Source organism: Enterobacter sp. 22466, assembly GCF_052044775.1.
GTDB lineage: Bacteria > Pseudomonadota > Gammaproteobacteria > Enterobacterales > Enterobacteriaceae > Enterobacter > Enterobacter dissolvens.
The window spans coordinates 1,188,678-1,215,270 of record NZ_JBQENX010000001.1; the positions used below are offsets into that span (position 1 = coordinate 1,188,678).

Sequence of the window (26,593 nt, forward strand, 5' to 3'; positions counted from 1 at the left end):
ACGGGCGCATAGTGCGCCCTGAAGGATCAGTTGCCCAGACCGCGACCCGCGTCTTTGGCTTCAATCAGCTCGATTTTATAACCGTCTGGATCTTCAACAAATGCAATCACGGTGGTGCCGCCTTTTACCGGGCCCGCTTCACGCGTGACGTTACCGCCGTTGCTGCGAATACGTTCACAGGCTTCTGCCGCGTTGTCCACTTCCAGCGCGATGTGGCCGTAGGCCGTGCCCAGCTCATAGCTGTCGACGCCCCAGTTATAAGTCAGCTCGATAACCGCTTCATCCGTTTCCGGGCCGTAACCCACGAACGCCAGCGAGTATTTGTATTCCGGGTTTTCGCTGGTGCGCAGCAGCTTCATACCCAGTACGTTAGTGTAGAAATCGATAGAACGTTGCAGATCGCCAACGCGCAGCATGGTGTGAAGTAGGCGCATAATTTCCTCATTAACCAATGGAGTAGAGTATCTTTTTGAACAGAAACGATGTTTTAGTATAGCGGCGAAAGGCCGCCGCTATCAATGCACAACGGAGAGATTACAGCGTAGGGTAGTCGGTATAGCCTTCCGCGCCGCCGCCGTAGAAGCTTTCCGGGCGCTGTGGGTTCAGCGCTGCTTTTTGCTGCAGACGGGCAACCAGGTCCGGGTTGGCAATGTAATCACGACCAAACGCCACGGCGTCGATTAACCCTTTATTAATCAGATCTTCGGCTTTCTCAGGCGTATAGGCCCCCGCACCGATGATCACCCCGTGGAAACGCGCGCGCACTTTCTGGCGGAAGGCCTCAGAGTAAGGCTGACCACCGGCCCAGTCCGGCTCGGACATGTGCAAATACGCGATACCGCGTTTCGCCAGCTCTTCAATCAGATACAGCGCGTCGGCTTCTTCGTTCGGACCGTTGTCGACGTTCTGGAACGTACCGATTGGGGAGACGCGAATACCAATACGATCCGGGCTCCACTCCTGACAAACGGCATCAACCACTTCCAGCACCAGACGGGCGCGGTTTTCGACGCTGCCGCCGTACTGGTCGGTGCGGTGGTTGGACGACGGTGACAGGAACTGATGCAGCAGATAGCCGTGCGCGGAGTGCAGTTCGACCAGATCAAAACCGGCTTCGCGGGCGTTGGCCACGGCCTGACGGAAATCGTTCACGATACCCGGGATCTCATCCAGCTCAAGGGCGCGTGGCGTTGAGGTGTCGACGCGGATCGCGTGACCGTTTTCATCGCGCAGGGAAGTACGGGTATTCGCATTCAGGGCTGACGCGGAAACCGGTGCCTGACCGCCAGGCTGAATGCTGCTGTGAGAGATACGGCCGGTGTGCCACAACTGAACCGCAATACGACCCTCTTCAGCGTGAACACCGGCGGTGATTTTCTTCCACGCGGCGATCTGCTCCGGGCTGTGCAGGCCTGGTGCGCCGGCATATCCCTTCGCCTGTGCGGAAATTTGCGTCGCTTCAGTGATGATGAGGCCAGAGCTGGCGCGCTGACGATAGTATTCACCCATCAGTGGGGTTGGGATATCACCCGGCTCAATGCTGCGCAGACGGGTGAGTGGGGCCATAAACACGCGGTTTGGTGCGGTGACGGCGCCCACTTTCAGTGGGGTGAAAAGTTTTTCAGCTGACATAACGACTCCTGAGTAGACCAGTCGACTAGTAATTAAGTAAATAAAAACGCCTGCTACACGCCAGGCGCAGTAATGCTGCTATTAACATGTGCCAGTGCGCTTTCCAGCGGCACGGCACTGCGGGAAATTTTGGCCTGCAGGTTCGCCCCTAACCAGAGCGAATATAAGACCTGCGCCTGGGTTAACGCCTCACCGGAGAAGGCCAGCGTTTTTTCACGGCGGCCATTCTCAAGCGCCTGCGCCAGCAGGGCGATAACGCCGCTGGCACCTTTATCCATGGCCGCGCGCATATCTTCGGAGAGATCGCACACTTCGGCAGAAAGTTTTACCGTCAGGCATCCGCTGATAATGCCCTGCTGACAGAACTGGTTCAGGGTTTCCTGATAGTAATTCAGAACACGATCCCGATAGTTACCTTCGCCACTGGCGAAATGGGTCGCCAGGCGCTGATGGTAGCTGGCATAGTGCCGCTCCAGCATCGCCACGCCAAACGCCTCTTTGGATCGGAAGTAGTGATAAAACGACCCCTTCGGCACTTCGGCGGTTTTAAGTAACTCGCTTAACCCCATACCGGTGAACCCGCGATGCATGCAAAGCCGCTCGCCGGTCGCCAGTAAATGTTCGCGTGTATCGTGTTCAGTATTTCTGTTCATGGTCGAACTCTAATAGACCGTTCGGTCTATTGCAAGTGAGTTTATTGACGGCAGGCGTTCAGAATATCCAGTTGCTGCTGATAAACCGTTGATTTCACGTCCATCATACCCAGTACGGTAGAGAACAGGTTGTCCTGCGAAACCGCATTTTTTGCTGCGTAGTCGCGCAGGCACTGCGCGTTGATTCCAAAGTTTTTCGCATAGTCCGGTGATAACCAGAACATAAACGGAATGTGCGTTTGTTGCTCAGGGGCCAGCATATACGGTGTACCGTGCAGATAAATTCCGCTTTCGCCCAGCGATTCGCCGTGGTCAGAGAGATAAATCAGCGCGGTGTTCATGTTGGCCTGGCGTGCTTTCAGCGCATCGATGGTTTTACTGACCATACTGTCGGTATACAGGATGGTGTTGTCGTAGGTGTTCATCAGCGCCTGGTGATCGCAATCCTGAATTTCGTTGGTATCGCAGGTCGGCGTGAACCTGCGGAAATTGTCCGGATAACGGTGATAGTAAGCCGGGCCGTGGCTGCCCATCAGGTGGATCACCAGTACGGTGTCCTGTTTCAGGCCGTCCAGCACGTTGTCGAGACGGTAGAAGTTCACATCATCAATACAGGACATGTCTTTGCAGAACTGATCCAGGTTCCACTGGGTCATATCGGTATGGGGTACGCGGTCGCAGGCACCTTTACAGCCGCCGTCATTGTCGCGCCACAGCAGGTTGATTCCCGCATGTTTGAGCACATCGAGCAACCCTTCCTGGTGATGCGCCAGGTCAGCATCGTATTTGCTGCGCGTCATGCCGGAGAACATGCAGGGAACGGAAACGGCCGTTTCGGTACCGCATGACGTGGCCTGCAGGAAGTTGATGACATCCTGCTTTTTCAGTTCCGGGTTCGTTTCACGGCCATAACCATTCAGCGAGTAGTTCGCGGCACGTGAGGCCTCACCTACCACCAGCACCAGAACCGTTTTCTTGTACTGACCTGAAATCAGTGGGCCCTTATGGGCATCTTCACCAATACGCACCAGCGTCTGGTCGCCTGCAAACCAGCGCATCTTGCTGTATTTCACCATGGCACTGACGTAGTTCGCCGGCGTCACCATCTTGACGATGCTTTTATTATTGCGAAACAGCGACGCATAATCTTTGTAAAACACGGCGGCGACAAGGATGATCACCAGCAGGGCGCCAAGCATGGCGGCAACGCGCATCAGCAGGGCATACCACCACTTTCCGGTATGAATGCGCGTCATCGTTAACACCCCGGAAGGCACCAGTCCCGCAATGACAATCCACAGAATCATCTGTGGCGTGACCAGCGCAGTCGCCTCCTGGGAGTTCGTTTCGAACACGTTAACAATCATGTTCTGATCGATAACCGCACCATAGGTGTACATAAAATAGGTGGCCGCGGCGCATCCGATAGTTAAGACGATCAGCAGCGGCTTACGGATAAAGGGGATATTGAGCAGGCTGAAGACAATCACCCAGCCGCAGAACAGCACCAGCGGCACGGACGCGGCAAAGAGAATATCGTGAAACCGCACCGGGGCAATAATGGCCCAGCTACGTTGAATAAACAGTGCGTTTAAGAGCGTGAAGAAAAGCGCACAACCCAGAGTGAATTTTATATCGTTACACTGTAACTTTTTCGTTAACCACATCGAAAACAAACCTGTCATCATATTGATGAGGCGAGTATAGAGAGGGAAGATTAGTGAAACCTTAATGCCACAAAACTGTGGTAAAGCCCTTGCACGTGGGGCGTTTAACGTCTTCACTGTAGGTAAGTGTTGGTATTTGGAGGTGAGCGTGGCAGAGCAGCTGGAGTTTTTCCCCATCCAGAGCCCGTGCCGGGGGATTTGTCAGGTGGATGAACGCGGTTATTGCCGTGGGTGTATGCGTACCCGCGACGAGCGGTTTAACTGGCAACATTTCAGCGACACGCAAAAGCAGGAGGTGCTTCGCCTCTGCCGCCAGCGGTTTCTGCGCAAAATACGTGCAAACAAGCCGGGTGAAACCGAAGAACCCCAGCAACCTTCACTGTTTTAACACGGTAATTGCGTATACTCATGACATCACTTCCTTGAGGAAAATGTTATGGTTCAGCGTATTACCCTTGCCCCCCAGGGGCCAGAATTCTCCCGCTTTGTGATGGGTTACTGGCGCCTGATGGACTGGAATATGTCCCCCCTGCAGCTGGCGAGCTTCATTGAGGAGCACCTCGATTTAGGGATCACCACCGTCGATCATGCTGACATTTATGGCGGCTATGCGTGTGAAGCCGCGTTCGGAGAAGCCCTCAAGCTGGTTCCGGCGCTGCGTGAGCGGATGGAAATTGTCACCAAATGCGGTATTGCCACGACGGCAAAACCTGAACATGCCCTTGGTCATTATATTACCGACAGCGCACACATCATCAAAAGCGCCGAGCAGTCGCTGGTGAACCTGGCGACGGATCATATCGACCTGCTGCTGATCCACCGTCCCGACCCGCTCATGGATGCCGATGAGGTTGCTGAAGCTTTCCTGGCGCTGCATCAAAGCGGCAAAGTGCGTCATTTTGGCGTCTCAAACTTTACCCCGGCGCAGTTTGCGCTGCTGCAGTCTCGTCTGCCCTTTACCCTGGCCACCAACCAGGTGGAAATCTCCCCGGTGCATCAGCCATTGTTGCTGGATGGTACGCTCGATCAGCTGCAACAGCTGCGTATCCGTCCTATGGCGTGGTCCTGCCTCGGTGGCGGTCGTCTGTTCAATGACGATGAATTCCAGCCGCTGCGCAATGAGCTGGAAACCATTGCCCGTGAACTGAACGCTGAGAATATTGAACAGGTGGTTTACGCGTGGATCCTGCGCCTGCCGTCGAAACCGCTACCGATTATTGGTTCCGGTAAAATTGAACGCGTGCGTTCTGCCCTGGCAGCGGAAGAGTTGCAGATGAGCCGTCAGCAGTGGTTCCGCATCCGCAAAGCTGCGCTCGGTTACGACGTACCGTAGACCGGTAAAAATGTGACTTTCCGGTGAAATCTTTGCCCCTGGTATACACTTAAGGGGCAAAAAATAACCAGCGGAGGTCATATGAAGCGTTTTGCTCTGGCACTGGTCACGCTGGTTGTTTGCGCAGGGGCGCAGGCAGCCAGCGATGAAGTAGAAATGAATCTCGTCACCTCGCAGGGCGTAGGTCAGTCCATCGGCACAGTGAAAATTACTGAAACCGACAAAGGACTGGAATTTGCGCCCGATCTCAAAGCCCTGCCTCCCGGCGAACATGGTTTTCATGTTCATGCTAAGGGCAGTTGTCAGCCGGCGTTAAAAGAGGGTAAAGCCTCGGCAGCAGAGGCGGCAGGCGGCCACCTTGACCCACAACATTCCGGTAAGCATGAAGGCCCGAACGGAATGGGCCATCTGGGCGATCTACCCGTGCTGGTGGTGAATAACGACGGTAAAGCCACGGATCCCGTGGTTGCGCCTCGCCTTAAAAAGCTGGATGAGGTGAAAGGCAAGGCGTTAATGATCCACGTCGGCGGCGACAATATGTCCGATCAGCCGAAACCGCTTGGTGGTGGTGGTGCACGCTATGCCTGCGGGGTGATCTGATCCCCAATCGTCCCCGGCGGTGGCGCTTGTTCCAGCTGTGACAGGGAACAGTGCAGCCGCCAGATTATCGACGCTAAATCACGCGCGGCGGGCTGATGGTGGTGAGCGAGACTGTCGCAGATCCGCTGCAGCTCAGTCAGCGTCGCTTCCAGAGGGCGTTGCTGAACACCACGTTCACTCATCACATCGCGAAGCAGGGAAATGCACACGTCACGCACCTGCGACAGCGGATCGGACCGCGTCTCCCATGCGCGAAGTTGCCAGACCACATGGGAACAGTTCAGCAGGACCACTCCCCAGCGCAGCAGCCAGCGACGCGAAAGCGAGTCCTGGCTGTTATTGAGCTGGCTGACATGGTGGTACACCAGCGATTCATACTCACTCTCGCGCAGATGCGGTTTACGGCTGAGCTGATCGACAAATCCCCGACGAAGCTCGCGGATATGGCGTCGGCTTTTGCGTGCGTCTGAGCCGGGGCGTAATACGGCAAAAGCCAGCCACGCCAGACCCACGCCAAGGATTTTTGCCAGATTATCATTGAGAAAATCGGCGTAATCATAAACCGGCGGGTTCGTTACCGAGATGAACGAGCCCATAAAGACAATCAGCTGACCCCAGAGACCCGCCAGTTTGGGCATTTGCAGCTTCAGAAGCTGCATAGTGGTTAACAGCGGAAACAGAAACAGCAGGAACTGCCACAGGTCGCTTATCTGCACCATCAGGCCGAACTTGACCACAAAACTGAACAGCGATAGCAACACCAGCGTGCGCAGCAGTAGCGTAAGCGAGTTGAAGGGTGAGGCGGCAACGGAGTAGAGCACGCAACTGATGGCGGCAAGCGTGAGCGCGGCGGAGCCCGATTCCCACTGCGTGGTGATGCTCCATGCGCCCACCAGCGTCAGTGCGCAAAAGGTCCGAAAACCGCTCCACAACGCTTCCAGATAGTCGGTGTGCCGTGCCAGGGCCGGGCTACTGGGGACGGCGAACTCCGTTATTGGCGTGGCATTTTCGACGGCCTTGATCCAGCGACTGCTGCGCAGGTACAACCGGCAAAAGTAGTTCAGACGCTGCCAGAAGGCGCGGTGGCGATAATCGTACTCATCTTTCGGCGCGAGCGGGGCGATAATGCGGGCCACCGTGTAGATGTCGGCATTCGGGCTAGCAAGGGCCGCAAGCAGCGTTTCAATGATGGCGCGGGTGTTTTCCGGTGGCGTTGACCAGTTGAGCAACATCCGGCGCAGGCTGGAGATCGCACTGGTCATCCGTAACTGCTGGTGGAGCAGATAGTTCAGCAGGGTGTTCTGGCGGCGAAAACGGTAGTGGCTCCAGAAGGCCTGAATGCGTAGCAGATTCATGGTCAGGATCTGACCAATCACCTTTTCATGCGCCAGGCGAATCTCATCGTTAGTATCCGGCTGCCAGAGCAGGCTCGCATGTTCCAGCAAGCGGGTATGCATGGTCTTCAGCGCCGTGATAAGCGCGGTGCCGTCAGAGGTGCTGGGCAGGATCATCATCATGAACCCGCCGCTCAGAATACCGACAATGACTTCGCAGACGCGCGCCTGGGCGATGTCCCATAACTCGGTGGTGTCGAGAACGTTAACCACCGGAAAGGCAATAATCGCGGCGGTATAGCCCGCCAGCTGAAAGGCGTAGGCGACGTTATTGGTAAAGTGGGCGCAGGCCCAGGTGCAGCACCCCAGCCATGCCGCCATGCTCAGTAAAAAGAGCCACGGATCGTTGAGCGTATGGCCTGCAATGATCAGCGCCGCCGTGGCACCCAGCAGGCTGCCTGCGATGCGCCCGAGACTTTTACTGATCACGCCGCCAACGGTCGGGAAGCTCACGACCGCCGCGGAGGTCATTGCCCAGTAAGGTTCGTCAAGGTTCAGATAATAGGCAATGCTTAGCGCAAGGCACATGGCAATGCCGTTGCGCAGGGCGTAGCGCCACTGAGGGCGCGTTGCTTTCATCCACGGCAGGTTTCGCCAGGAGAAGGCATTCATCAGTGTGTTCCGATGGAGACAGTACAGGTTGTGCCGGAAACCAGCGTTAAGCCCTGCGGTAAGTGGTCAAATTCCACCCTAACCGGCACGCGCTGGGCCAGACGCACCCAGGGGACATTCGGTTTGATGTCGGGAACCAGGCCCGAATCGGTTTCAACGCTCTGATCGTAAATAGCACGGCCAATGCTGGACACGTGACCCTGTAACCTTTGCGAGCCACTATAAAGCGTTATCGTGGCAGGGGCACCTTCCCGAATGTGGCGAAGTTTGGTCTCTTCAAAATAGCCCACCACGTAAAACGAGTGGCTGTCGACCAGCGCGAAAATCGGTTGGCCGGTGGTGGCATAATTACCCACGCGGGCAGAGAGGTTCGTCACCCACCCATCGACAGGGGCCTGTACCACGGTTTGCGTCAGTTCCCACTGCGCCTGTTTGAGCGTTGCCTCAGCCACATTGACGCTGGCCTGCATCGCCTTGACGTTGATGTTGGCGGTATCCAGGTCTTCGGCGGAGATATAGTTTTGTGATAAATGCCGACGACGCGTGGCTTCGTTGTTCGCTTTTGCCAGCTCAGTCTGGGCCTTAGCCAGCTGTGCCTGGGCGTTAAGGATCGCAATATGATAAGGGGTATCGTCAATGCGGAATAAAACATCTCCCTTTTTAACGAACTGGTTATCCTTAACCAGAAGCGCCGTAATACTGCCCGATACCTGCGGGGTGATACTGACCTGCTCAGCGCGGACTTTGCCGTCACGTGTCCAGGGGGACTGCATATAATAATTCCACAACCACCATCCGGCCACCAGGGCCAGAGCCAGGACAAAAAGGGTGGAAAAGTACTTCAGCGTTTTCAGGGGCATAGTCACCACACAATCAATACGGCAAGACCAAGACACACGGAGAGGGCGAACAAAGAGAGATCCATCAACATGGGGTGCCAGATCTCACCAGAATACATCCAGTCGCGAAGCAGACGATGGGCGACAAGCCAGATCAGAAAGCCCACCAGAACGGCTTTAAACAGGGGAGGAAAGTAGACTGATGCACCGAAGATCAGGTCCTGAAGGGGCAGCCCCTCTGAGCGATGAAAAAACGTCACGAGCAGAGATCCTTTGCAGTGAACAGAATGCCGGGATGGCTTGTCTTAATGAGATGAAACACCACTTTTCAGTGTAAGTCATAGTTTTAAGTTTGATGAATGTCGTAATGCATTTGTTTTGGCAATACAAATGCTGCACACTATTCTAAAATCAGTATAATAACTTAGCAAGCTAATTATAAGGAGATGAAATTGGAATCGCCATTAGGTTCTGATCTGGCAAGGTTGGTACGCGTCTGGCGTGCTCTGATTGACCATCGCCTGAAACCTCTGGAATTGACACAGACGCATTGGGTCACGCTGCACAACATTCATCAGCTGCCGCCCGACCAGTCACAAATTCAACTGGCAAAAGCGATCGGTATTGAGCAGCCGTCGCTGGTGCGAACGCTTGATCAACTGGAAGAGAAGGGACTGATCTCCCGACAAACCTGTGCCAGCGACCGTCGCGCCAAGCGGATTAAACTCACCGAGAAAGCGGCTCCCATTATCACTGAAATGGAAGCGGTGATTACCAAAACGCGCGGCGAGATCCTGTCCGGGGTTTCACCTGCGGAGCTTGAAATGCTCATCAGTCTGATTGGACGTCTTGAGCAAAACATTCACGAGCTGCAGGCGCGCGACGCCTGACCTTATCAGGCCTTGCATTCGCAAGGCCTTTTATCCTCTGAAGACGATCACCCGGTTGCGGCCTGTCTCTTTCGCCTCGTACATCGCTTTGTCAGCATTTCCAACGCACTCTTCAGCGGTCACGTCTACTGACGTTGCCGTAAAGACGCCCATACTGATGGTTATCGGTTCCGGTAGCTGACCCTCGCTGCTGGTCTTATCAAAACTGCTCAAATTCAGCCTGATGCGTTCTGCAACCCGGTACGCGGCTTCCGAAGAGGTGTTGGTTAACATCAACACGAACTCCTCGCCGCCTATACGAGCAGCAATGTCCTGCGGTCGCACAGAGTCCATCAGCAGGTTCGCCACAAACTGCAGCACTTTGTCCCCCTGCAGGTGGCCGTAGCAGTCATTGATGCGTTTGAAACGATCGAGATCGCTGACGATAACCGAAACAGGGCGGCTGGCTTTGCTGGTACTCAGTGCCTGATTGAGCGCATCGTAAAAATAGCTGCGATTGTAGAGACGGGTCAGGGGATCGCGAATTGAGTTCTGATAAGACTGCTGATATTTCAGATGCGAGTCGCGATACAGCTGAAAGACGTCGTACAGCAGGACAAATATAATCAGTAACGTCGCCACGGTTTCAAATAAGCGCGCACGATACCAGGAGATATCCTCGGCATGTCCGCCCGCTAATAACATCGCCAGTGTCACGATATAACAGACGCATAAGAAATTACCGCCCACCCAGAAAAGATTGCGGACGCGGGTTATAAGCATTAGCGTTGCTAATGTCACTACCCAAAGAATAATTAAGACGATGTTAATCGCATGGCTCCAGAGAACCATAAATTGGTGGGTTTCATTATCCACCAGGTCCAGCGACAGCCACGGCGAATGGCTGGAATAGATCCATGCCAGCATGACCATGATAACCGTAAACAGAAACGTGGCGGCAACAATGGAAATATGCGCCATGCGTGGAAGCGGATTATCCCTGACGATATAAAGTAAGGCCGACACGATCATCAGTACCGCCATTAACAGATGGCGGAACATAAAGAAAATCATCGCATCGTTATAGTCCACGACGTTGAACTGATAGAGATCAAGCCATGCCGGGAAGCTGGTGAGCGTTCCCACCATCAGCAGAGCCGAGCCGCCAAAGGCGAAAGCGATGGCAATCAGATACAGCCGCCTTCTGTCACACCAGTATTTCATCGCCATAAAACAGGCAATAAACAGATGGAATACCAGTAAAAATATGGTAAGTGTAGGGAATAAAAGTGGTGAGAATGACGGCACCCATTCGACCAGTTTTAAAAACAGAAATTGTAATATTCCAATAACGACAATGCAGCCTAAACAGAACGGAATATAAGGTTTTTTCACGTATCGGGTAATCGCAAGCATAGGGTTTTTAATAAAATATAATAAATTGCAAAAAGAGAATTGAGATTAGTCTAACGGCAATGCGGGGGGAATACTTTGCGCAGGAACAAGATACGAGGAGGTTAATTATTGATGGCGTGAATGGGGTTTGTAAATATATTTATTTTAATGATGCTTTTTGTAAAAGGATGTGGCCTGAGAGCCACATCCTTTATGAATTAACGCGGAGAAACGGTAACCTGGCTACCGTTGCTTGCCAGCACGACGCGCTGACCAGCAGAGAAGCGGGTGCTGCCTTGTTTCTGTACAACCATGATGGTGCTGCCGTCGTCTTTACGGATTTCCAGCTCCACACCCTGGGTTTTGTTCATCGCACCCTGAACGCCCTGGCCTGCTACGCCACCTGCCACGGCACCTGCCGCAGTTGCCAGAGAACGGCCGGTACCACCGCCTACGGTGTTACCCAGGAAGCCACCCAGAACCGCGCCGCCAATGGCGCCCATGACGTTGTTTTCGTCGCCACCCTGAATCTGAACAGGACGTGCGTTAACAATAGTACCGTAAGTCACGTTCTGAACCTGTTTCGCTTCAGAAGCGCTATAAACGTCGCCAGAAAGTGAACTGTCATTCACACAGCCAGCCAGGGTTAAACCAATCAGCGAAACGCCCAGTACACGTAAAATCATTTGAATCTCCTGTTCACCAAAAACGCCCGATCCGGGCATCCGTTATGGCTAAATTATATGGCATAAAGAGCCATAGTTCATATCTTTGCACTAACAATCGGAAAATTGTACTTGAATTTGACTTAACGAGAGATAAACAGAATTCCGCCCTGTTACGTCTCTGAGAGTGTTAAAAAATATTATCGCCGGATGGCAAAGCGGTGCTGTTTATGGTTGAGTGGTTATCCTTAGCCCACGTAACGTAAGGAAAGCGCATGAAATCGGGTCGCTATATTGGTGTGATGTCAGGCACCAGTCTGGATGGGGTAGATGTCGTCCTGGCTGCTATCGATGAAAACATGGTGGCACAACAGGCAAGCCTGACCTGGCCTATCCCCATTTCGCTGAAAGAGGAGATCCTGAGCATCTGTCAGGGGCAACAGTTGACGCTTTCGCAGCTTGGACAGCTTGATGTCAGGCTGGGTGCGCTGTTTGCCGATGCGGTACTGGCGCTGATGCGTAAAGAGAATCTCCGGTCGCAGGATGTGGTCGCGATTGGGTGTCACGGGCAAACTGTCTGGCACGAACCCACTGGTGACGCGCCACATACCATGCAAATCGGCGATAACAATCAGATTGTAGCCAAAACGGGTGTGACGGTCGTGGGCGATTTTCGTCGTCGTGATATCGCGCTGGGTGGGCAGGGGGCGCCGCTGGTACCGGCCTTTCATCAGGCGTTGCTGGGGCATCCGACGGAGCGCCGTATGGTGCTTAACATTGGCGGTATTGCCAACCTGTCGATGCTGATCCCGGGCCAACCGGTACGGGGATATGATACCGGCCCGGGTAACATGCTGATGGATGCCTGGATCTGGCGTCAGTGCGGTAAACCGTATGATAAAGACGCCCAGTGGGCAAGCGAAGGCAAAGTGATTCTCCCGCTGCTGCAATCCATGCTAAGCGATCCCTGGTTTGCGTTACCGGCACCGAAAAGCACCGGGCGAGAGTATTTCAACTATGGCTGGCTAGAACGTCAGCTGGCGCAGTTCCCGGCGCTGGCACCGCAGGATATCCAGGCGACGCTGGCCGAACTCACGGCGGTCTCCATATCAGAACAGGTGCTTCTCAGCGGTGGTTGCGAACGTCTGCTGGTCTGCGGAGGCGGAAGCCGCAACCCGCTGGTGATGGCCCGCCTTGCCGGGTTGTTGCCTGGCACCGAAGTGACGACCACCGATGATGCCGGCATCAGCGGAGACGACATGGAAGCGCTGGCCTTCGCCTGGCTTGCCTGGCGTACCGTTGCCGGGCTGCCGGGTAATTTACCGTCAGTGACCGGCGCACGCGAGGCCAGTGTGCTCGGTGCGATTTTCCCGGCCAATCCGCGTCATAATCAGAGTTAACTGAAATTCAGCGCTGCGTATCGCCGTTAAAATGGCATGCAAACAGGGGGGCGGACATGCCCTCCAGGACCAGGATAGTCTTCGGAATACGCTCATGAAAAAACTTCTCCTTCTTGCTGTACCTGTCTTGCTGTCTGGGTGCAGCGTCTATAACCAGCTCGTTGAGCGCATGCAGACCGATACGCTGGAGTATCGCTGTGATGAAAAACCGCTGACCGTGAAGCTAAATAATCCTCGCCAGGAAGCCAGCTTTGTTTATGACAACAAATTGCTGACCCTGAAGCAGGGTATTTCGGCTTCCGGGGCGCGTTATACCGACGGCATTTATGTCTTCTGGTCAAAAGGCGACAGCGCAACCATCTACAAACGCGACCGCATCGTGCTGAACAATTGCCAGCTCGAAAATCCGAAGCGTTGAGATTTTCACAGGGGCGGCGCACAATAGCGCCACCCAATCTCAACGTCACCTAACGCCATGTCTGATAACGACGAACTGCAGCAAATTGCGCATCTGCGCCGTGAATACACCAAAGGCGGCTTGCGTCGCCAGGATCTTCCCGCTGAACCCCTGGTGCTTTTTGAACGCTGGCTCAAACAGGCCTGCGAAGCAAAACTGGCCGATCCAACGGCCATGGTTGTCGCCACGGTAGATGAAAATGGTCAGCCGTATCAACGCATCGTGCTGCTTAAGCATTATGACGAGAAAGGGCTGGTGTTCTACACCAACCTGGGCAGCCGCAAAGCGCACCACTTAGAAAACAATCCCCGTATCAGCCTTCTGTTTCCGTGGCATATGCTGGAACGCCAGGTGATGGTCACAGGCAAAGCGGAGCGCCTTTCCACGCTGGAAGTGGTGAAGTATTTCCACAGCCGCCCGCGTGACAGCCAGATTGGTGCCTGGGTCTCAAAACAGTCCAGCCGAATTTCTGCCCGCGGTGTGCTGGAAAGCAAATTCCTTGAACTCAAGCAGAAGTTCCAGCAGGGCGAAATTCCACTGCCCAGTTTTTGGGGCGGTTTCCGCATTCCGATCGAGCAGATTGAGTTCTGGCAGGGGGGCGAACATCGCCTGCACGACCGCTTTTTATACCAGCGCGACAACGGCGGCTGGAAAATCGACAGGCTGGCACCGTAATCCCCGAAATTTGTTGATTTAAGCGCTAGCGCACACCGCGCTTGCGCTTTATTCTATGGTCCTTTCGCATCAGGCGAAAAGTCGTGTACCGGCAAAGGTGCAGTCGTTTATACATGGAGAATTTGATGGCAAGCAGTAACTTGATTAAACAATTGCAAGAGCGGGGCCTCGTGGCCCAGGTGACGGACGAGGAAGCGTTAGCAGAGCGACTGGCGCAAGGCCCGATCGCGCTTTATTGCGGCTTTGATCCCACCGCTGACAGCTTGCATTTGGGGCATCTTGTTCCATTGTTATGCCTGAAACGCTTCCAGATGGCTGGGCATAAGCCTGTGGCCCTGGTGGGCGGCGCGACCGGTCTGATCGGCGACCCAAGCTTTAAAGCCGCTGAGCGTAAACTGAACACCGAAGACACCGTGCAGGAGTGGGTGGATAAGATCCGCAAACAGGTTGCACCGTTCCTCGACTTCGACTGTGGTGATAACGCCGCGATTGCCGCCAACAACTACGACTGGTTTGGCAGCATGAACGTGCTGACCTTCCTGCGTGATATCGGTAAGCACTTCTCTGTTAACCAGATGATTAACAAAGAAGCGGTGAAACAGCGCCTGAACCGTGATGATCAAGGTATCTCCTTTACTGAATTCTCTTATAACCTGCTGCAGGGTTATGACTTCGCCTGTCTGAATAAACTGCACGGCGTCTGCCTGCAGATTGGCGGTTCTGACCAGTGGGGTAACATCACCTCCGGTATCGATCTGACCCGTCGCCTGCATCAAAACCAGGTGTTTGGTCTGACCGTTCCGCTGATCACCAAAGCCGACGGGACTAAATTCGGTAAAACCGAAGGCGGTGCCGTATGGCTCGATCCGAAGAAAACCAGCCCGTACAAATTCTATCAGTTCTGGATCAACACCGCGGACGCCGATGTTTACCGCTTCCTGAAGTTCTTCACCTTTATGGACATTGAAACCATCAATGCCCTGGAAGAAGAAGACAAAAACAGCGGTAAAGCACCACGTGCACAGTATGTGCTCGCGGATGAAGTGACCAAACTGGTTCACGGCGAAGAAGGTCTGGCCGCGGCGAAACGCATTACCGCAAGCCTGTTCAACGGTACGCTGAGCGATCTGAGCGAAGCCGATTTCGAACAGCTGGCGCAGGATGGCGTGCCGATGGTGGAGATGGAGAAAGGTGCCGACCTGATGCAGGCGCTGGTGGACTCTGAGTTGCAGCCGTCTCGTGGCCAGGCGCGTAAAACCATTGCGTCTAACGCTATCACCATTAACGGTGAAAAACAGGCTGACCCGGAATACACCTTCGCTGACAGCGATCGCCTGTATGGCCGCTATACGCTGCTGCGTCGCGGCAAGAAAAATTACTGCCTGGTCTGCTGGAAATAAATAAAAATCTCCAGGGGCGTGGGAAACCACGCCCTTTTTGTTTTTTCAGGGTTTGGTAAGCATAAAATGAAGAACATCCTCGCCATTCAGTCCCACGTTGTTTTTGGACATGCTGGCAATAGCGCGGCGGAATTCCCGATGCGCCGCCTCGGTGCCAACGTCTGGCCCCTCAATACCGTACAATTCTCAAACCATACACAATACGGCAAATGGACCGGCTGCGTGATGCCGCCCTCGCATCTCACGGAGATCGTGCAGGGCATTGCCGATATCGACCAGCTCAAACGCTGTGATGCCGTTCTGAGCGGTTACCTGGGTTCCGCAGAGCAGGGGGAGCATATTCTCGGCATCGTCCGCCAGGTGAAAGCGGCAAATCCATCCGCAAAGTACTTCTGCGACCCGGTTATGGGGCATCCGGAGAAAGGCTGTATTGTGGCGCCTGGGGTGGCTGAATTCCATGTTCGCCATGCGTTGCCCGCCAGCGATATCATCGCGCCAAACCTGATCGAACTGGAGATCCTCTGCGAGCATCCGGTAAACAGTGTAGAAGAAGCTGTAAGCGCTTCTCGTGAACTGATAGCCCAGGGGCCTGAGATTGTGCTGGTGAAACATCTCGCACGCGCAGGGCTGAGCAGAGACCGTTTTGAGATGCTGCTGGTCACCAAAGACGACGCCTGGCACATCAGCCGTCCGCTGGTGGATTTTGGCCTGCGTCAGCCAGTGGGAGTGGGGGATGTGACCAGCGGACTGTTGCTGGTGAAATTGCTGCAGGGCGCGACGCTTCGCGAAGCGCTTGAGCATGTGACTGCGGCGGTTTACGAGATTATGGTTGCGACGAAAGAGATGCAGGAATATGAACTGCAGGTGGTCGCGGCACAGGATCGTATTGCGCAGCCAGAACACTATTTTAGTGCAACACAGCTCTAAACTATGCCGGGTGGCGCTGCGCTTACCCGGCCTACCAATCCCGTAGGCCCGTGCAAGCGAAGCGCCGCCGGGCGATAACGACCCGGTTAATTCAATCCTTCCGCTTTCAGCGCCGCGGCCACCGCAGGGCGCTCCGCCACGCGCGCCATATACGCTGCGATATGGTCTAACCCGTCCAGATTCAGCTTAATCGCACGTGCCCAGCGCAGCACGGTAAACAGATACGCATCGGCAATGGTAAACCGTGCCCCGCAGATAAACTGGTCGTCTTTCAACGATTCGTTGATGAACTGCAGCTTTTTCTCCAGCAGGGCGCGCACGGTCGGTTTGTACTCTTCCGGTGTATCCGGACGGAACAGCGGCGTGAACCCTTTGTGCAGTTCGGTAGCGATGTAGTTCAGCCACTCAAGCGTTTTATAGCGTGAAATCGTCCCTACCGGGGCCAGCAACTGACGATCGGGCACGTTGTCCGCCAGGTACTGCATAATCGCGACGCCTTCTGTCAGCAGGGTACCGTCATCCAGCAGCAGTGCCGGAACTTGTCCCTTCGGGTTAATGGCAAAAAAATCGTCGCCGTTTTCCAGACGTTTTTTCATCAGGTCAACGCCGTCCAGCGTGAAATCTTTGCCGCTCTCGCGCAGGGTTATATGGGAAGCAAGAGAGCACGCGCCCGGTTTGTAGAACAGTTTCATCGGTAACTCCTTTTTGCTGAGGTTTCAGCTATGTTAGTGCGCGATCAAACAAAAAAAAAGCCGCTAATACATTAGCGGCTCGTCGTTTCTCAATAACATTACGCGGTAGCGGTTTCGGTCGCCTTCGTCGTTTTGTCGTCGTCCTGAGTCATGCGGTTCAGCTTCGGTGCAGTCAGCAGCATCAGAGCCGCGATAACCGCTGTTGCGATACCAATCTGCAGGAAGACGCTACCGTAAACATTCAGGGAGACCAGCGGATCGGTTACGTTCTCCGGAACCGCCATCAGGTTTGCGATCTTACCGGCGATGATGGCCGCACCGGCAGTGGTCAGGAACCAGCTCCCCATGATGAAGCCCATCAGACGCTGTGGCACCAGCTGTGCAACCATCGCCAGGCCCAGACCGGAGATCATCAGTTCACCGATGGACTGCAGCGCATAGCTCAGGATCAGCCAGTTAACGGAGACGATACCGGCGTCAGTCGCAAATTTGGTACCCAGCGGCAGCACCAGGAATGCACCTGAGCACAGCACCATACCGATAGCGAACTTGTGCGGCATTGGCAGACGGTCACCCATCTTGTTATAGATAGCCGCCAGAATAGGGCTGCCAATCATGATCCAGAACGGGTTCAGTGCCTGATACTGCTCCGGCTCGAACGCGATACCCAGGATGGAGTGCTCAACGTTACGAATAGCGAAGAAGTTCAGAGACGTTGGCATCTGGCTGTACAGTACGAAGAAGATAATCGCTTCCAGCATCAGGATGAATGCCACAATCATCTTACGACGGGCCGCACCCTGCATCGCGAAGGCTTCTTTAGCAAAGATAATCACGATACCCAGCGCAACCACGCCCAGAACGGCACGTGCAACACCCTGGTTATGCAGCAGCCAGGTGGCGATTGACGCGAGGATCACAACACCCACGATGGTGGCCAGCAGTTTGCCCATATGTACTGGTTCGAAATCCGGTTTTGAACCGTAGTCTTTAACCCAGCTACGGCAGAACAGGAAGTTCACAACGGTAATCAGCATACCGACAAAGCTCAGCGCAAACGCCACGCTCCAGCCGAACTTAGCCGCGAGCCATGGGGTCGCCAGCATAGAGAAGAATGAACCAATGTTGATGGACATGTAGTACATGGTGAATGCACCGTCCAGACGCGGGTCATCTTTGCTGTAGCAGGTAGAGAGCAGGGAAGATGGGTTCGCTTTGAATAATCCGTTACCAACGGCGATGGTCGCCATCCCCATATAGACCACAGCTGCGTCATGGCCTGACCAGGCAACCAGTCCATAGCCGATCGCCAGCACAATGGCGCCCAGCATGATGACACGTTTAGTACCAAGAACTTTATCACCGAGCCAGCCGCCGATAGCGACCAGACCGTAAACGAGGGCACTGAATGAAGAGAACAGCGTGATGGAATCTGCTTCGGACATACCCAGTTGCTTAACCAGGTAAACCGCCATGATCCCTTGCAGGCCGTAATAACCAAAACGCTCCCATAACTCGATAGAGAAGATGAGATAGAACGCTTTTGGCTGTTTAAAAGCGTTCAGACTCACGCTTTCTTCTGTTGGTTTATTGTTTGCAGTTGACACATATACCTCTTTTTTTACATCCCATATTAACGGGGGTGTTCATAGCGTGATGGCCGTAGTCCATCCGCCTTATAGTTATATTGGGAGGAGAAACGGCGGGTAATGTTCACTATCCTGACCCGTCTGGCAATACGTTTGTAATAATCTGTTACATATAACTGAGCCGCTATAATCCTCGGTTTATGCAAATGTTATTCAGCGTTAAATTTTATACGATGAGTATTGTTAGGTTTTTTGACTGCCATATGCCCTCTGCTCCCGCTATCAGGCGATATGTTCTGCTATTTGCCGCTAATTGCAGTCATATAGCCCATATTCTGAAAAATGGGTGGTTTTATCTGTGGTCCTTGAGGGGTTATATCTTGTCTGGCAAAGGGTTTGGGTTGGTTTTGACAACAAAAAATCAACATGAAGTTATCAGAGTGATCCCGATCACAGATGTATAGAAATTTTCGGTAGTGAAAAAAGTATTAACCTGTTTGAGCGTTAAATGACCGAATAATTGACAGGGTGAAAGCGCACCGGTACGGACAATTTGCGGTCAAAAGGAAGGTTTTTAGTTAAGCCTTCCTTTAGTAAGGTCTTGATAAGGCGAAAGGAAAAGCAGGAGAGGGCAATCAGGGATACACTTTTTCTTTATATTCGCAGAGATCTTCGATGATACAGGAGCCGCAGCGAGGCTTTCGGGCAATGCAGGTATAACGGCCGTGCAGGATCAACCAGTGATGGCAGTCGACCTTAAATTCGGCGGGAACCACTTTTAGCAGTTTCTCTTCCACCTGTTCGACATTTTTACCCGGCGCAAAGTTGGTCCGGTTAGAGACGCGGAAAATATGGGTATCCACGGCGATGGTAGGCCAGCCAAACGCGGTGTTAAGTACCACATTCGCCGTTTTGCGGCCTACGCCCGGCAACGCTTCCAGCGCCTCACGATCTTCGGGCACTTCGCCACCGTGACGTTCCAGCAAAATACGACAGGTCTTTATCACATTCTCCGCTTTGCTGTTAAACAGGCCAATGGTTTTGATATAGGACTTCACCCCTTCCACACCCAGCTCCAGCATGGCTTTCGGGGTGTTGGCCACCGGATAGAGCAGGGCGGTGGCTTTATTCACGCTCACGTCGGTGGCCTGGGCTGAAAGCAGCACTGCGATCAGCAGCTCAAACGGTGAGTTAAAATTCAGCTCTGTCGTCGGATGAGGATTCTCGTCCCGCAGACGTGTCAGGATCGCAATGCGCTTGTCTTTATTCATGAGGCTTTCTCGGGTATCCCTTCCTGCACGCTACGCTCAGCCGCGCGGCGCTTACGTTTTTCATCAATCAGATATTTTATCGCCAGCATCATGCCAAGGCCAATAAACGCGCCCGGCGGCAGCATAGCCAGCAGGAACGGTGTATCCGTATGGAACACCTCAATGCGCAAGACTTTGGCCCAGCTTCCCAACAGCGCGTCTGCGCCGTCAAAGAGCGTACCGTTGCCCAGGATCTCACGCAGTGAGCCCAGAACGAACATGGCGCCGGTGGCGCCCATCCCGATGGCGAAACCATCCAGCGCTGACATTGCCGGGCTGTTCTTAACGGCAAAGGCTTCTGCACGGCCAACCACGATACAGTTGGTGACGATCAGCGGAATAAAGATCCCCAGTGACTGATACAGACCGAACGCGTAGGCGTTAATCAGCATCTGAACGACACTCACCACCGACGCGATGATCATAACGTAAATCGGAATACGGATTTCCGACGGCGTCCAGCGGCGCAGGGCGGAAATGGAGAGGTTGGTCAGAGTCAGTACCAGCGTGGTTGCCAGACCCAGACCCAGCGCGTTGGTGGCGGTGGATGTCACCGCCAGCAGCGGACACATCCCCAGCAGTTGAACCAGGGCGGAGTTGTTCTTCCACAGCCCCTGGACAATGACCTCTTTAACCTGGCTCATGATGACTCCTCACAGGCCGGAAGATTGTTGATCTGCGCGGGCAGCGTTTCTGCATACAGCCCGGCTCGTTTTACGGCATTCACGACAGCACGCGGGGTAATGGTGGCCCCGGTGAACTGGTCAAACTCGCCGCCATCTTTCTTCACGGCAAACGCCGGATCCGCTTCGCCGTGGATCACTTTACCGGCGAAGTGCAAAATCCAGTCGCTCAGGCGGGTTTCAATTTTATCCCCAAGGCCGGGTGTTTCATGGTGCTGAGTCACGCGGGTACCCAGTACGGTACCGGAAAAATCGGTACCCACCAGAAGCTGAATGGCACCGGAGTAACCATCAGGGGCCGTGGCTTCCATAACCGCGCCTACCGCTTTATCTCCTTTACGGGCGATAAAGAGACGATGCGGGCCTTTGCCCAGCTGCGGTGCCTGCACCACGAAGCAGCTTTTCTGCAGGTCATTATCGTAGAAATCAGGCGGGATCACCTGATCGAACAGCGCCTTTTGCTGCTTCGCGGCCTGTTCATCAATGGTCGTTTTGGTCAGTTCGTTCACCAGCGCCGTCAACCCGGTCAGGACTGCGGCGAAAACAGCCAGCGTGACGCCGTGTTTTTGCATTGTTTTCAGCATCGCGAAACCCTTAACGATGGCCGTACACGCGCGGGCGCGTGTAGTAGTCAATGAGCGGAACGGTGATGTTGGCAAGCAGGACAGCGAATGCCACCCCGTCCGGGTAACCACCAAAACTGCGGATCAGCCACACCAGCAGACCGGCCAGCGCGCCAAAGATCAGGCGGCCACGGTTGGTGGTCGAGGCGGTCACCGGGTCGGTCAGAATAAAGAAGGCGCCCAGCATGGTCGCGCCAGAGAGCAGATGCATCTGCGGGCTGGCCAGGGACTCAGGAGATAACAACCAGCCCAGCGTGGAGCAGACTGCCAGCGTGACAAGGAAGCTGACCGGAATATGCCAGCGGATCGCTTTCTTCTGCAGCAGGAACAGGCCGCCCAGCAGATACGCCAGGTTAACCCACTGCCAGCCCGCACCCGCCAGCACGCCGCTGTAGATAGCCGACTTCATGATCTGCTCAACGCTGTGCCCGGCATGCAGGGCGGTTTTAAACGTGTCGAGCGGTGTGGCCTGGCTGATACCATCCACGCCCATACGCAACGTGTTCATATCGCCACCGGACGCCGTATGACCGGTAAAGATCACATGCAGGGCATCCATAAAACCAGGCACGGTGGCGGCGATCTCATGCGGCGGCAGCCAACTGGTCATTTGCACCGGGAAGGAGATCAGCAGTACCACATAGCCGATCATCGCCGGATTAAACGGGTTATGGCCCAGTCCACCGTATAACTGTTTGGCAATAATCACCGCAAACACGGTACCGAGCACGACCATCCACCACGGTGCAAACGGTGGGATACTGATGGCCAGCAGCAGACCCGTCAGCAGGGCCGAGTTATCGCTGAGGATACGGGAGACGTGCATCTTACGCAGCTTCAGCACCAGCGCTTCTGCCGCTACGGCGCTGGCACAGCCCAGCACTAACTGGAACAGGGTTCCCCAGCCGAAAAACCAACACTGGACGGCAATGCCAGGCAACGCGGCCAGGCAGACCAGCATCATAATGCGCGACGTCTGGCGCTGGTTATGGGTGTAAGGGGAACTTGCGATTCTGAAAACCATTTAATCCTCGTTAACTGCTTGCTGTGCGGCTTTCTTCGCCTGAACGCGTGCAATCGCGGCGGCGACTGCGGCTTTGCGTGGATCGTCGTTTGCGGCCGGCTGCTGTTCTTCCTGCTGCGCCGCTTTACGGGCTTTAGCGCGGGCGATAGCTGCTTCGACTGCGGCTTTACGCGGGTCGACCGGTGCCTCTTCTGCGGCCGGTTGCGGTTGCTGGGCCGCTTTACGCGCTTTGGCTCGGGCTATTGCGGCTTCCACCGCCGCTTTACGCGGATCTACGGCCTCCTGCTCAACGACTACCTGCTGCTCTCCCGCTTTACGGGCCTTCGCGCGGGCAATGGCGGCTTCAACGGCCGCTTTACGCGGATCGACGTTGGCTTCCGGTTGCGCGGTCTGCGCTTTTTCTGCCTGACGTGCGCGGGCCGCGGCCTTACGCGCTTCACGGGCGGCAATGGCTTCGCTGTTATCCGGTTTCTCGCCAGCCGGGATCACGACAGGCTGCGCCGCCGTTGCTTTTTTCTCGCGAACGCGAGCCAGCGCCGCGTTAATGGCATCCTGATCTTTCTCGCCGGGCTGAACGGCAGCCTGCTTATGACGCTCCTGACGGGCCAGTTTTTCGCGCTCCAGTCGAGCCTGGCGCGCTTCAAAGCGGGCTTTCGCTTCGGCGGCGCGTTTTTCTTCCATCGAGATGGCATAAATTTCAGCCTTCTCCTGACGGAAGTATTGCACCAGCGGAATGTTGCTTGGGCAGACCCAGGCACAGGCGCCGCATTCGATGCAGTCGGCCAGGTTATGCGCTTGCGCTTTATCGTGCAACTGGCCTTTGCTGTACCAGTACAACTGCTGCGGAAGCAGATCCGCCGGGCAGGCATCGGCACAGGCGCTGCAGCGGATGCAGCCTTTTTCTTCCTGCTCTTCACCCATTTCGGTCGCAGAGGGGGCGAGCAGACAGTTAGTGATTTTTACGACCGGGACGTCCAGCCACGGCAGGGTAAAGCCCATCAATGGGCCGCCCATGATCACCATCTGATCGCTGCCGGGACAGAATCCGGCCTGCTCCAGAAGATGACGGACCGGTGTACCCAGACGCGCCCAGACGTTGCCCGGACGAGAAACGGACTCACCCGTCAGCGTCACCACGCGTTCGGTCAGGGGTTCACCGTCAATCACCGCACGTTTCACGGCGTAGGCGGTGCCTACGTTTTGCATCAACACGCCAATATCAGAAGAGCGGCCGCCGTGGGGAACCTGTTTCCCGGTGAGTATTTGCGTCAGCTGTTTCGCCCCGCCAGAAGGGTATTTGGTCGGAATGACGCGCAGACCAATATCGTGGCTACCGGCGAGCACCGCACGCAGCATGGAGATGGCCTGCGGTTTGTTGTCCTCAATACCAATCAGCACTTCGCGCGGTTGCAGCACATGGGCAAGAATACGGATCCCTTCCACGACCTGCGCGGCACAGTCCTGCATCAGGCGGTCATCGGCGGTGATGTAGGGTTCGCATTCGGCGGCGTTGATAATCAGCGTCTGAATTTTATCGCCGCCACCGCGCAGTTTGACGCCGGTCGGGAACCCTGCGCCACCCAGCCCGGCAACGCCGAACTGATGGATACGCTCGATGAGCGCTTCCCGGCTGTGAGCGCGGTAGTCACTCCAGCCATCGCGTTCGAACCAGCGGTCTTCGCCGTCGGCTTCAATAATGACGCTCAGCTCGGAGAGGGCTGACGGATGTGCCACGGTGTGAGGGGTAATCGCCACCACTTTACCGGATGTCGGAGCGTGGATCGGCAGCATACGTCCGCGACCAAAGGTCAATGGCTGGCCGCGAAGGACGGTATCGCCTTCTTTTACACACAGTTCGCCCTCAGCACCAATGTGCTGCTTCAGCGGCATAACGAAACGGGTCGCCAGCGGAATTTGACGCAGCGGCGTGCCGCTGGACTGGGTTTTCATCTCCGGCGGATGGATGCCGCCGTCAAAGTCCCAAATCTTCTCTTTTCTGAAAGCAGAAAATAACTTAAGCATGTTGTTCCACAGGAATGTTGCGAACCGGAATGGTTTGAAGGTCCCACTTCCAGCTTTCGGTAGTCGTTTCAACCGGGCGCAACTCGATACATTGCGTCGGGCAGGGCGCCACGCAGAGGTTACAGCCGGTGCACAGATCCGCCACGACGGTGTGCATGGCGCGGGTTGCGCCAACAATGGCATCGACAGGGCACGCCTGAATACATTTGGTGCAGCCAATGCAGTTCGCTTCGTCGATTACGGCAAGGGCACGCACGGGCTCCTGCACATCCGCATCGCCATCAACCGGCTGCGGATCAACGTTAAGCAGGGCCGCAATTTTCAGCATTACCGCTTCGCCACCGGGCGCACAGCGGTTAATTTTCTCACCCTGAACACCCACGGCTTCTGCATAGGGGCGACAGCCAGGGTAACCGCACTGCCCACACTGGCTTTGCGGCAAAAGCTCATCAATTTTTTCAACAACAGGATCGTCCTCTACCGCGAAACGGCGGGAGGCGTAACCCAGAATAAGGCCAAACACCAACCCCAGCACGCTGATGGAGGCGATGGCTATCCAGATGGTATTCATTACAACTTCACCAGACCACTAAAGCCCATAAAGGCCAGAGACATTAAACCTGCGGTCACCAGCGCAATCGCGTTACCGCGGAATGGCGCAGGGATATCCGCTGCGGCGAGGCGCTCACGAATAGAGGCAAACAGCACCATCACCAGCGAGAAACCGACGGCGGCGGAAAAACCGTACAGCGCCGACTGCATGAAATTGTGTCCGAGATTAATGTTCAACAGCGCCACGCCGAGAACGGCACAGTTGGTGGTGATCAATGGCAGGAAGATACCCAGCAGGCGATAGAGCGCCGGGCTGGTTTTGCGCACCACCATTTCGGTAAATTGCACCACAACGGCAATGACCAGAATAAAGGCCAGTGTACGGAGATAGACTAAACCCAGCGGGATGAGGATCCAGGTATCAATCAACCATGCGCAGATGGACGCCAGCGTCATGACGAAGGTTGTCGCCAGCCCCATGCCCATTGCCGTTTCCAGCTTTTTGGACACGCCCATAAACGGACACAGGCCAAGGAACTTCACCAGAACGAAGTTGTTAACCAGCACAGTGCCGACAAAGAGCAGTAAGTAATCGGTCATTATTCAGCCTGAAATAAAAAAGCCGCCTATTATCGGATAAACCACAACAGGCGACAACAGGTTAACTGTAAGGTTATTACGGGTTCACGAAGGTGTTCTTCACCCGCGTCGAACGCTTGAAATACGGCACCAGAAGCGCTGCAGCCAGTAACGGGAAAAGCAGCTGACGAACGGCCAGGGCATCCGAAACCGGTGAAAAAGCAAAGGCTTTCACCGCCAGCAGCACGGAAACCAGCAGCCAGATTATGTAGTGCTTCGGCACACTCTTGCGACGTTTAAAGAACGCAATGGTCAGCCACAGCGTGTAGTACCACATTGCGATCGCGAAGACGAACGACACGAACCACAGGGTAATATTCAGCACACTTTGCGACATCAGGGTCTGGATTGCATGAGGGGTAACCAGCGCGGTGGTATAAAGCAGCAGCGCAAGTGAGGCGCTTAATAATGCAACCAGCAGCCATGCCAGTGGGGCGATTAACCAGCCTCCAATTCTTTCTCCAGGCGTTGCGGTCATGAACTCTCCCATAAATCTGCGCGAAATGTTGTACAGCCAGTTTGCAGGGCGGAGAGTATATAACATTTCGCGCGGATGGCTACTTTCTTATAAAACGTAACGCCATACGGACTTGGGCACTTCGCCGACGTTAAACAAACGCCCGCCGGAAACCAGCTCCGCACGGCGATGGTCCGCAGCACGATACATATTGATGATGTCCTGATTATCCGACAGCGTGTAGTTCAGGTGGTCAAACAGTTTTTCCAGGCTCTCAAGGGAATTGATCTTACGAAATTTTAATAAATAGTCCTGAACTGTCATATTAATAAGTTTCCATATAAAAGTGAGTCATACCCGTAAAGGTAATTCGTTTGAATAATAAACGGATTAATAAAGACGTAAACTGCCCACTCAGGTAACGCGACTAAATTAGGAGTTTTCTTTGCTGAAAGATTCAGGCATCAGATGATGCCTGGAAGAG

At 54.7% G+C, this 26,593-nt stretch carries 29 protein-coding genes; 9 read left to right on the forward strand and 20 right to left on the reverse strand.

Features of this window, described 5'->3' with window-relative positions; genetic code table 11:
- Positions 1-26: 26 nt before the first annotated feature.
- The 4 genes from gloA to eptA form a co-directional block, all read right to left on the reverse strand.
- Positions 27-434, reverse strand: coding sequence for a lactoylglutathione lyase (gloA, locus tag ACTJJI_RS05820; RefSeq protein WP_013096923.1), 408 nt, complete (start codon positions 432-434; stop codon positions 27-29).
- Between the two features lie 100 nt (positions 435-534).
- Entirely contained in the window at positions 535-1,632 is a 1,098-nt protein-coding gene (locus tag ACTJJI_RS05825) for an alkene reductase (protein ID WP_046887905.1), read from the reverse strand.
- 53 nt (positions 1,633-1,685) lie between these two features.
- Positions 1,686-2,285, reverse strand: coding sequence for a TetR/AcrR family transcriptional regulator (locus ACTJJI_RS05830; RefSeq protein WP_440653388.1), 600 nt, complete (start codon positions 2,283-2,285; stop codon positions 1,686-1,688).
- A gap of 41 nt (positions 2,286-2,326) precedes the next feature.
- Positions 2,327-3,952: a phosphoethanolamine transferase EptA gene (gene eptA / locus ACTJJI_RS05835; protein WP_440653390.1), complete on the reverse strand. Its 1,626-nt coding sequence runs from the start codon at positions 3,950-3,952 to the stop codon at positions 2,327-2,329.
- A gap of 148 nt (positions 3,953-4,100) precedes the next feature.
- Between eptA and ACTJJI_RS05840 the strand changes: the two genes are divergently transcribed.
- From ACTJJI_RS05840 to sodC, 3 genes are all read left to right on the forward strand, one after another.
- Positions 4,101-4,340, forward strand: a complete 240-nt coding sequence (locus ACTJJI_RS05840; RefSeq protein WP_046887985.1) for a DUF1289 domain-containing protein — start codon at positions 4,101-4,103, stop codon at positions 4,338-4,340.
- A gap of 48 nt (positions 4,341-4,388) precedes the next feature.
- On the forward strand, positions 4,389-5,285 hold the full coding sequence (locus ACTJJI_RS05845) for an aldo/keto reductase (RefSeq protein ID WP_014831627.1): 897 nt from the start codon (positions 4,389-4,391) through the stop codon (positions 5,283-5,285).
- 81 nt (positions 5,286-5,366) lie between these two features.
- Complete coding sequence (sodC, locus tag ACTJJI_RS05850) at positions 5,367-5,885, forward strand: superoxide dismutase [Cu-Zn] SodC (protein ID WP_014831628.1); 519 nt, start codon at positions 5,367-5,369, stop codon at positions 5,883-5,885.
- Here sodC and ACTJJI_RS05855 read toward each other — a convergent pair.
- The 3 genes from ACTJJI_RS05855 to ACTJJI_RS05865 are packed head-to-tail and all read right to left on the reverse strand — an operon-like array spanning position 5,864 to position 8,990.
- The gene (locus ACTJJI_RS05855; RefSeq protein WP_047362117.1) at positions 5,864-7,891 is read right to left on the reverse strand and encodes an FUSC family protein; all 2,028 of its coding nucleotides are present in this window, start codon (positions 7,889-7,891) and stop codon (positions 5,864-5,866) included. The two genes, sodC and ACTJJI_RS05855, sit on opposite strands and share 22 nt — an antisense overlap.
- A complete protein-coding gene (locus tag ACTJJI_RS05860; protein WP_050859591.1) occupies positions 7,891-8,751 on the reverse strand; it encodes an efflux RND transporter periplasmic adaptor subunit in 861 nt (286 codons plus the stop codon). The genes ACTJJI_RS05855 and ACTJJI_RS05860 overlap by 1 nt, the downstream gene beginning before the upstream one ends.
- A gap of 2 nt (positions 8,752-8,753) precedes the next feature.
- Positions 8,754-8,990 carry a DUF1656 domain-containing protein gene (locus tag ACTJJI_RS05865; RefSeq protein ID WP_014831631.1) on the reverse strand — a complete coding sequence of 79 codons (237 nt, stop codon included), beginning with the start codon at positions 8,988-8,990 and terminating at the stop codon, positions 8,754-8,756.
- 186 nt (positions 8,991-9,176) lie between these two features.
- Between ACTJJI_RS05865 and slyA the strand changes: the two genes are divergently transcribed.
- Positions 9,177-9,620, forward strand: coding sequence for a transcriptional regulator SlyA (gene slyA, locus ACTJJI_RS05870; RefSeq protein WP_043951613.1), 444 nt, complete (start codon positions 9,177-9,179; stop codon positions 9,618-9,620).
- A gap of 30 nt (positions 9,621-9,650) precedes the next feature.
- Here the strand turns inward: slyA and ACTJJI_RS05875 are convergent, their stop codons facing one another.
- Both ACTJJI_RS05875 and slyB read right to left on the reverse strand, forming a co-directional pair.
- A complete protein-coding gene (locus ACTJJI_RS05875) occupies positions 9,651-11,015 on the reverse strand; it encodes a sensor domain-containing diguanylate cyclase (RefSeq protein ID WP_014831633.1) in 1,365 nt (454 codons plus the stop codon).
- Positions 11,016-11,212: 197 nt separating this feature from the next.
- Positions 11,213-11,680 carry an outer membrane lipoprotein SlyB gene (gene slyB / locus ACTJJI_RS05880; RefSeq protein ID WP_013096912.1) on the reverse strand — a complete coding sequence of 156 codons (468 nt, stop codon included), beginning with the start codon at positions 11,678-11,680 and terminating at the stop codon, positions 11,213-11,215.
- 254 nt (positions 11,681-11,934) lie between these two features.
- Here slyB and anmK point away from each other — a divergent pair, with 254 nt between their 5' ends.
- From anmK to pdxY, 5 genes are all read left to right on the forward strand, one after another.
- The gene (gene anmK / locus ACTJJI_RS05885) at positions 11,935-13,059 is read left to right on the forward strand and encodes an anhydro-N-acetylmuramic acid kinase (protein ID WP_440653395.1); all 1,125 of its coding nucleotides are present in this window, start codon (positions 11,935-11,937) and stop codon (positions 13,057-13,059) included.
- Between the two features lie 94 nt (positions 13,060-13,153).
- Positions 13,154-13,477, forward strand: coding sequence for a C-type lysozyme inhibitor (gene mliC / locus ACTJJI_RS05890; RefSeq protein WP_014831635.1), 324 nt, complete (start codon positions 13,154-13,156; stop codon positions 13,475-13,477).
- 57 nt (positions 13,478-13,534) lie between these two features.
- Positions 13,535-14,191, forward strand: coding sequence for a pyridoxamine 5'-phosphate oxidase (gene pdxH, locus ACTJJI_RS05895; RefSeq protein ID WP_013096909.1), 657 nt, complete (start codon positions 13,535-13,537; stop codon positions 14,189-14,191).
- A 125-nt stretch (positions 14,192-14,316) separates the two neighbouring features.
- Complete coding sequence (gene tyrS, locus ACTJJI_RS05900; RefSeq protein WP_046887913.1) at positions 14,317-15,591, forward strand: tyrosine--tRNA ligase; 1,275 nt, start codon at positions 14,317-14,319, stop codon at positions 15,589-15,591.
- Positions 15,592-15,657: 66 nt separating this feature from the next.
- Positions 15,658-16,518 carry a pyridoxal kinase PdxY gene (pdxY, locus tag ACTJJI_RS05905; protein WP_046887986.1) on the forward strand — a complete coding sequence of 287 codons (861 nt, stop codon included), beginning with the start codon at positions 15,658-15,660 and terminating at the stop codon, positions 16,516-16,518.
- 86 nt (positions 16,519-16,604) lie between these two features.
- Here the strand turns inward: pdxY and gstA are convergent, their stop codons facing one another.
- The 11 genes from gstA to ydgT all read right to left on the reverse strand — a co-directional run bounded on the left by gstA (position 16,605) and on the right by ydgT (position 26,433).
- The gene (gene gstA, locus ACTJJI_RS05910; RefSeq protein ID WP_096928291.1) at positions 16,605-17,210 is read right to left on the reverse strand and encodes a glutathione transferase GstA; all 606 of its coding nucleotides are present in this window, start codon (positions 17,208-17,210) and stop codon (positions 16,605-16,607) included.
- Between the two features lie 98 nt (positions 17,211-17,308).
- The gene (gene dtpA / locus ACTJJI_RS05915) at positions 17,309-18,817 is read right to left on the reverse strand and encodes a dipeptide/tripeptide permease DtpA (protein ID WP_014831639.1); all 1,509 of its coding nucleotides are present in this window, start codon (positions 18,815-18,817) and stop codon (positions 17,309-17,311) included.
- 617 nt (positions 18,818-19,434) lie between these two features.
- Positions 19,435-20,070 carry an endonuclease III gene (gene nth / locus ACTJJI_RS05920; protein ID WP_014831640.1) on the reverse strand — a complete coding sequence of 212 codons (636 nt, stop codon included), beginning with the start codon at positions 20,068-20,070 and terminating at the stop codon, positions 19,435-19,437.
- The gene (locus ACTJJI_RS05925; RefSeq protein ID WP_014831641.1) at positions 20,067-20,753 is read right to left on the reverse strand and encodes an electron transport complex subunit E; all 687 of its coding nucleotides are present in this window, start codon (positions 20,751-20,753) and stop codon (positions 20,067-20,069) included. The genes nth and ACTJJI_RS05925 overlap by 4 nt, the downstream gene beginning before the upstream one ends.
- Positions 20,750-21,376 (reverse strand): electron transport complex subunit RsxG, encoded by a 627-nt coding sequence (gene rsxG / locus ACTJJI_RS05930; protein WP_014831642.1) that lies wholly within the window; start codon positions 21,374-21,376, stop codon positions 20,750-20,752. Before rsxG ends, ACTJJI_RS05925 begins: the two co-directional genes overlap by 4 nt.
- A 10-nt stretch (positions 21,377-21,386) precedes the next feature.
- The gene (gene rsxD / locus ACTJJI_RS05935) at positions 21,387-22,439 is read right to left on the reverse strand and encodes an electron transport complex subunit RsxD (RefSeq protein ID WP_440653400.1); all 1,053 of its coding nucleotides are present in this window, start codon (positions 22,437-22,439) and stop codon (positions 21,387-21,389) included.
- Positions 22,440-24,461, reverse strand: coding sequence for an electron transport complex subunit RsxC (gene rsxC / locus ACTJJI_RS05940; RefSeq protein WP_050859593.1), 2,022 nt, complete (start codon positions 24,459-24,461; stop codon positions 22,440-22,442).
- Positions 24,454-25,032: an electron transport complex subunit RsxB gene (gene rsxB, locus ACTJJI_RS05945; protein ID WP_014831645.1), complete on the reverse strand. Its 579-nt coding sequence runs from the start codon at positions 25,030-25,032 to the stop codon at positions 24,454-24,456. Before rsxB ends, rsxC begins: the two co-directional genes overlap by 8 nt.
- Entirely contained in the window at positions 25,032-25,613 is a 582-nt protein-coding gene (rsxA, locus tag ACTJJI_RS05950; protein WP_014831646.1) for an electron transport complex subunit RsxA, read from the reverse strand. The genes rsxB and rsxA overlap by 1 nt, the downstream gene beginning before the upstream one ends.
- A 76-nt stretch (positions 25,614-25,689) precedes the next feature.
- The gene (locus tag ACTJJI_RS05955) at positions 25,690-26,130 is read right to left on the reverse strand and encodes a DUF2569 domain-containing protein (protein ID WP_014831647.1); all 441 of its coding nucleotides are present in this window, start codon (positions 26,128-26,130) and stop codon (positions 25,690-25,692) included.
- A gap of 87 nt (positions 26,131-26,217) precedes the next feature.
- A complete protein-coding gene (gene ydgT / locus ACTJJI_RS05960) occupies positions 26,218-26,433 on the reverse strand; it encodes a transcription modulator YdgT (protein WP_013096896.1) in 216 nt (71 codons plus the stop codon).
- Positions 26,434-26,593: the final 160 nt, after the last annotated feature.

What these genes read in the sequence shown, in the direction of transcription:
- ACTJJI_RS05860 (WP_050859591.1), bottom strand. Translation starts at nt 8,751, where the DNA reads ATGCCCCTGAAAACGCTGAAGTACTTTTCCACCCTTTTTGTCCTGGCT.
- pdxY (WP_046887986.1), top strand. Translation starts at nt 15,658, where the DNA reads ATGAAGAACATCCTCGCCATTCAGTCCCACGTTGTTTTTGGACATGCT.
- slyA (WP_043951613.1), top strand. Translation starts at nt 9,177, where the DNA reads ATGAAATTGGAATCGCCATTAGGTTCTGATCTGGCAAGGTTGGTACGC.
- sodC (WP_014831628.1), top strand. Translation starts at nt 5,367, where the DNA reads ATGAAGCGTTTTGCTCTGGCACTGGTCACGCTGGTTGTTTGCGCAGGG.
- ACTJJI_RS05875 (WP_014831633.1), bottom strand. Translation starts at nt 11,015, where the DNA reads ATGCTTGCGATTACCCGATACGTGAAAAAACCTTATATTCCGTTCTGT.
- ACTJJI_RS05830 (WP_440653388.1), bottom strand. Translation starts at nt 2,285, where the DNA reads ATGAACAGAAATACTGAACACGATACACGCGAACATTTACTGGCGACC.
- anmK (WP_440653395.1), top strand. Translation starts at nt 11,935, where the DNA reads ATGAAATCGGGTCGCTATATTGGTGTGATGTCAGGCACCAGTCTGGAT.
- eptA (WP_440653390.1), bottom strand. Translation starts at nt 3,952, where the DNA reads ATGTGGTTAACGAAAAAGTTACAGTGTAACGATATAAAATTCACTCTG.
- nth (WP_014831640.1), bottom strand. Translation starts at nt 20,070, where the DNA reads ATGAATAAAGACAAGCGCATTGCGATCCTGACACGTCTGCGGGACGAG.
- tyrS (WP_046887913.1), top strand. Translation starts at nt 14,317, where the DNA reads ATGGCAAGCAGTAACTTGATTAAACAATTGCAAGAGCGGGGCCTCGTG.
- ACTJJI_RS05955 (WP_014831647.1), bottom strand. Translation starts at nt 26,130, where the DNA reads ATGACCGCAACGCCTGGAGAAAGAATTGGAGGCTGGTTAATCGCCCCA.
- rsxD (WP_440653400.1), bottom strand. Translation starts at nt 22,439, where the DNA reads ATGGTTTTCAGAATCGCAAGTTCCCCTTACACCCATAACCAGCGCCAG.
- gstA (WP_096928291.1), bottom strand. Translation starts at nt 17,210, where the DNA reads ATGAAACTGTTCTACAAACCGGGCGCGTGCTCTCTTGCTTCCCATATA.
- ACTJJI_RS05825 (WP_046887905.1), bottom strand. Translation starts at nt 1,632, where the DNA reads ATGTCAGCTGAAAAACTTTTCACCCCACTGAAAGTGGGCGCCGTCACC.
- ACTJJI_RS05855 (WP_047362117.1), bottom strand. Translation starts at nt 7,891, where the DNA reads ATGAATGCCTTCTCCTGGCGAAACCTGCCGTGGATGAAAGCAACGCGC.
- gloA (WP_013096923.1), bottom strand. Translation starts at nt 434, where the DNA reads ATGCGCCTACTTCACACCATGCTGCGCGTTGGCGATCTGCAACGTTCT.
- slyB (WP_013096912.1), bottom strand. Translation starts at nt 11,680, where the DNA reads ATGATTTTACGTGTACTGGGCGTTTCGCTGATTGGTTTAACCCTGGCT.
- ACTJJI_RS05845 (WP_014831627.1), top strand. Translation starts at nt 4,389, where the DNA reads ATGGTTCAGCGTATTACCCTTGCCCCCCAGGGGCCAGAATTCTCCCGC.
- rsxC (WP_050859593.1), bottom strand. Translation starts at nt 24,461, where the DNA reads ATGCTTAAGTTATTTTCTGCTTTCAGAAAAGAGAAGATTTGGGACTTT.
- rsxA (WP_014831646.1), bottom strand. Translation starts at nt 25,613, where the DNA reads ATGACCGATTACTTACTGCTCTTTGTCGGCACTGTGCTGGTTAACAAC.
- rsxG (WP_014831642.1), bottom strand. Translation starts at nt 21,376, where the DNA reads ATGCTGAAAACAATGCAAAAACACGGCGTCACGCTGGCTGTTTTCGCC.
- pdxH (WP_013096909.1), top strand. Translation starts at nt 13,535, where the DNA reads ATGTCTGATAACGACGAACTGCAGCAAATTGCGCATCTGCGCCGTGAA.
- rsxB (WP_014831645.1), bottom strand. Translation starts at nt 25,032, where the DNA reads ATGAATACCATCTGGATAGCCATCGCCTCCATCAGCGTGCTGGGGTTG.
- mliC (WP_014831635.1), top strand. Translation starts at nt 13,154, where the DNA reads ATGAAAAAACTTCTCCTTCTTGCTGTACCTGTCTTGCTGTCTGGGTGC.
- ACTJJI_RS05925 (WP_014831641.1), bottom strand. Translation starts at nt 20,753, where the DNA reads ATGAGCCAGGTTAAAGAGGTCATTGTCCAGGGGCTGTGGAAGAACAAC.
- ydgT (WP_013096896.1), bottom strand. Translation starts at nt 26,433, where the DNA reads ATGACAGTTCAGGACTATTTATTAAAATTTCGTAAGATCAATTCCCTT.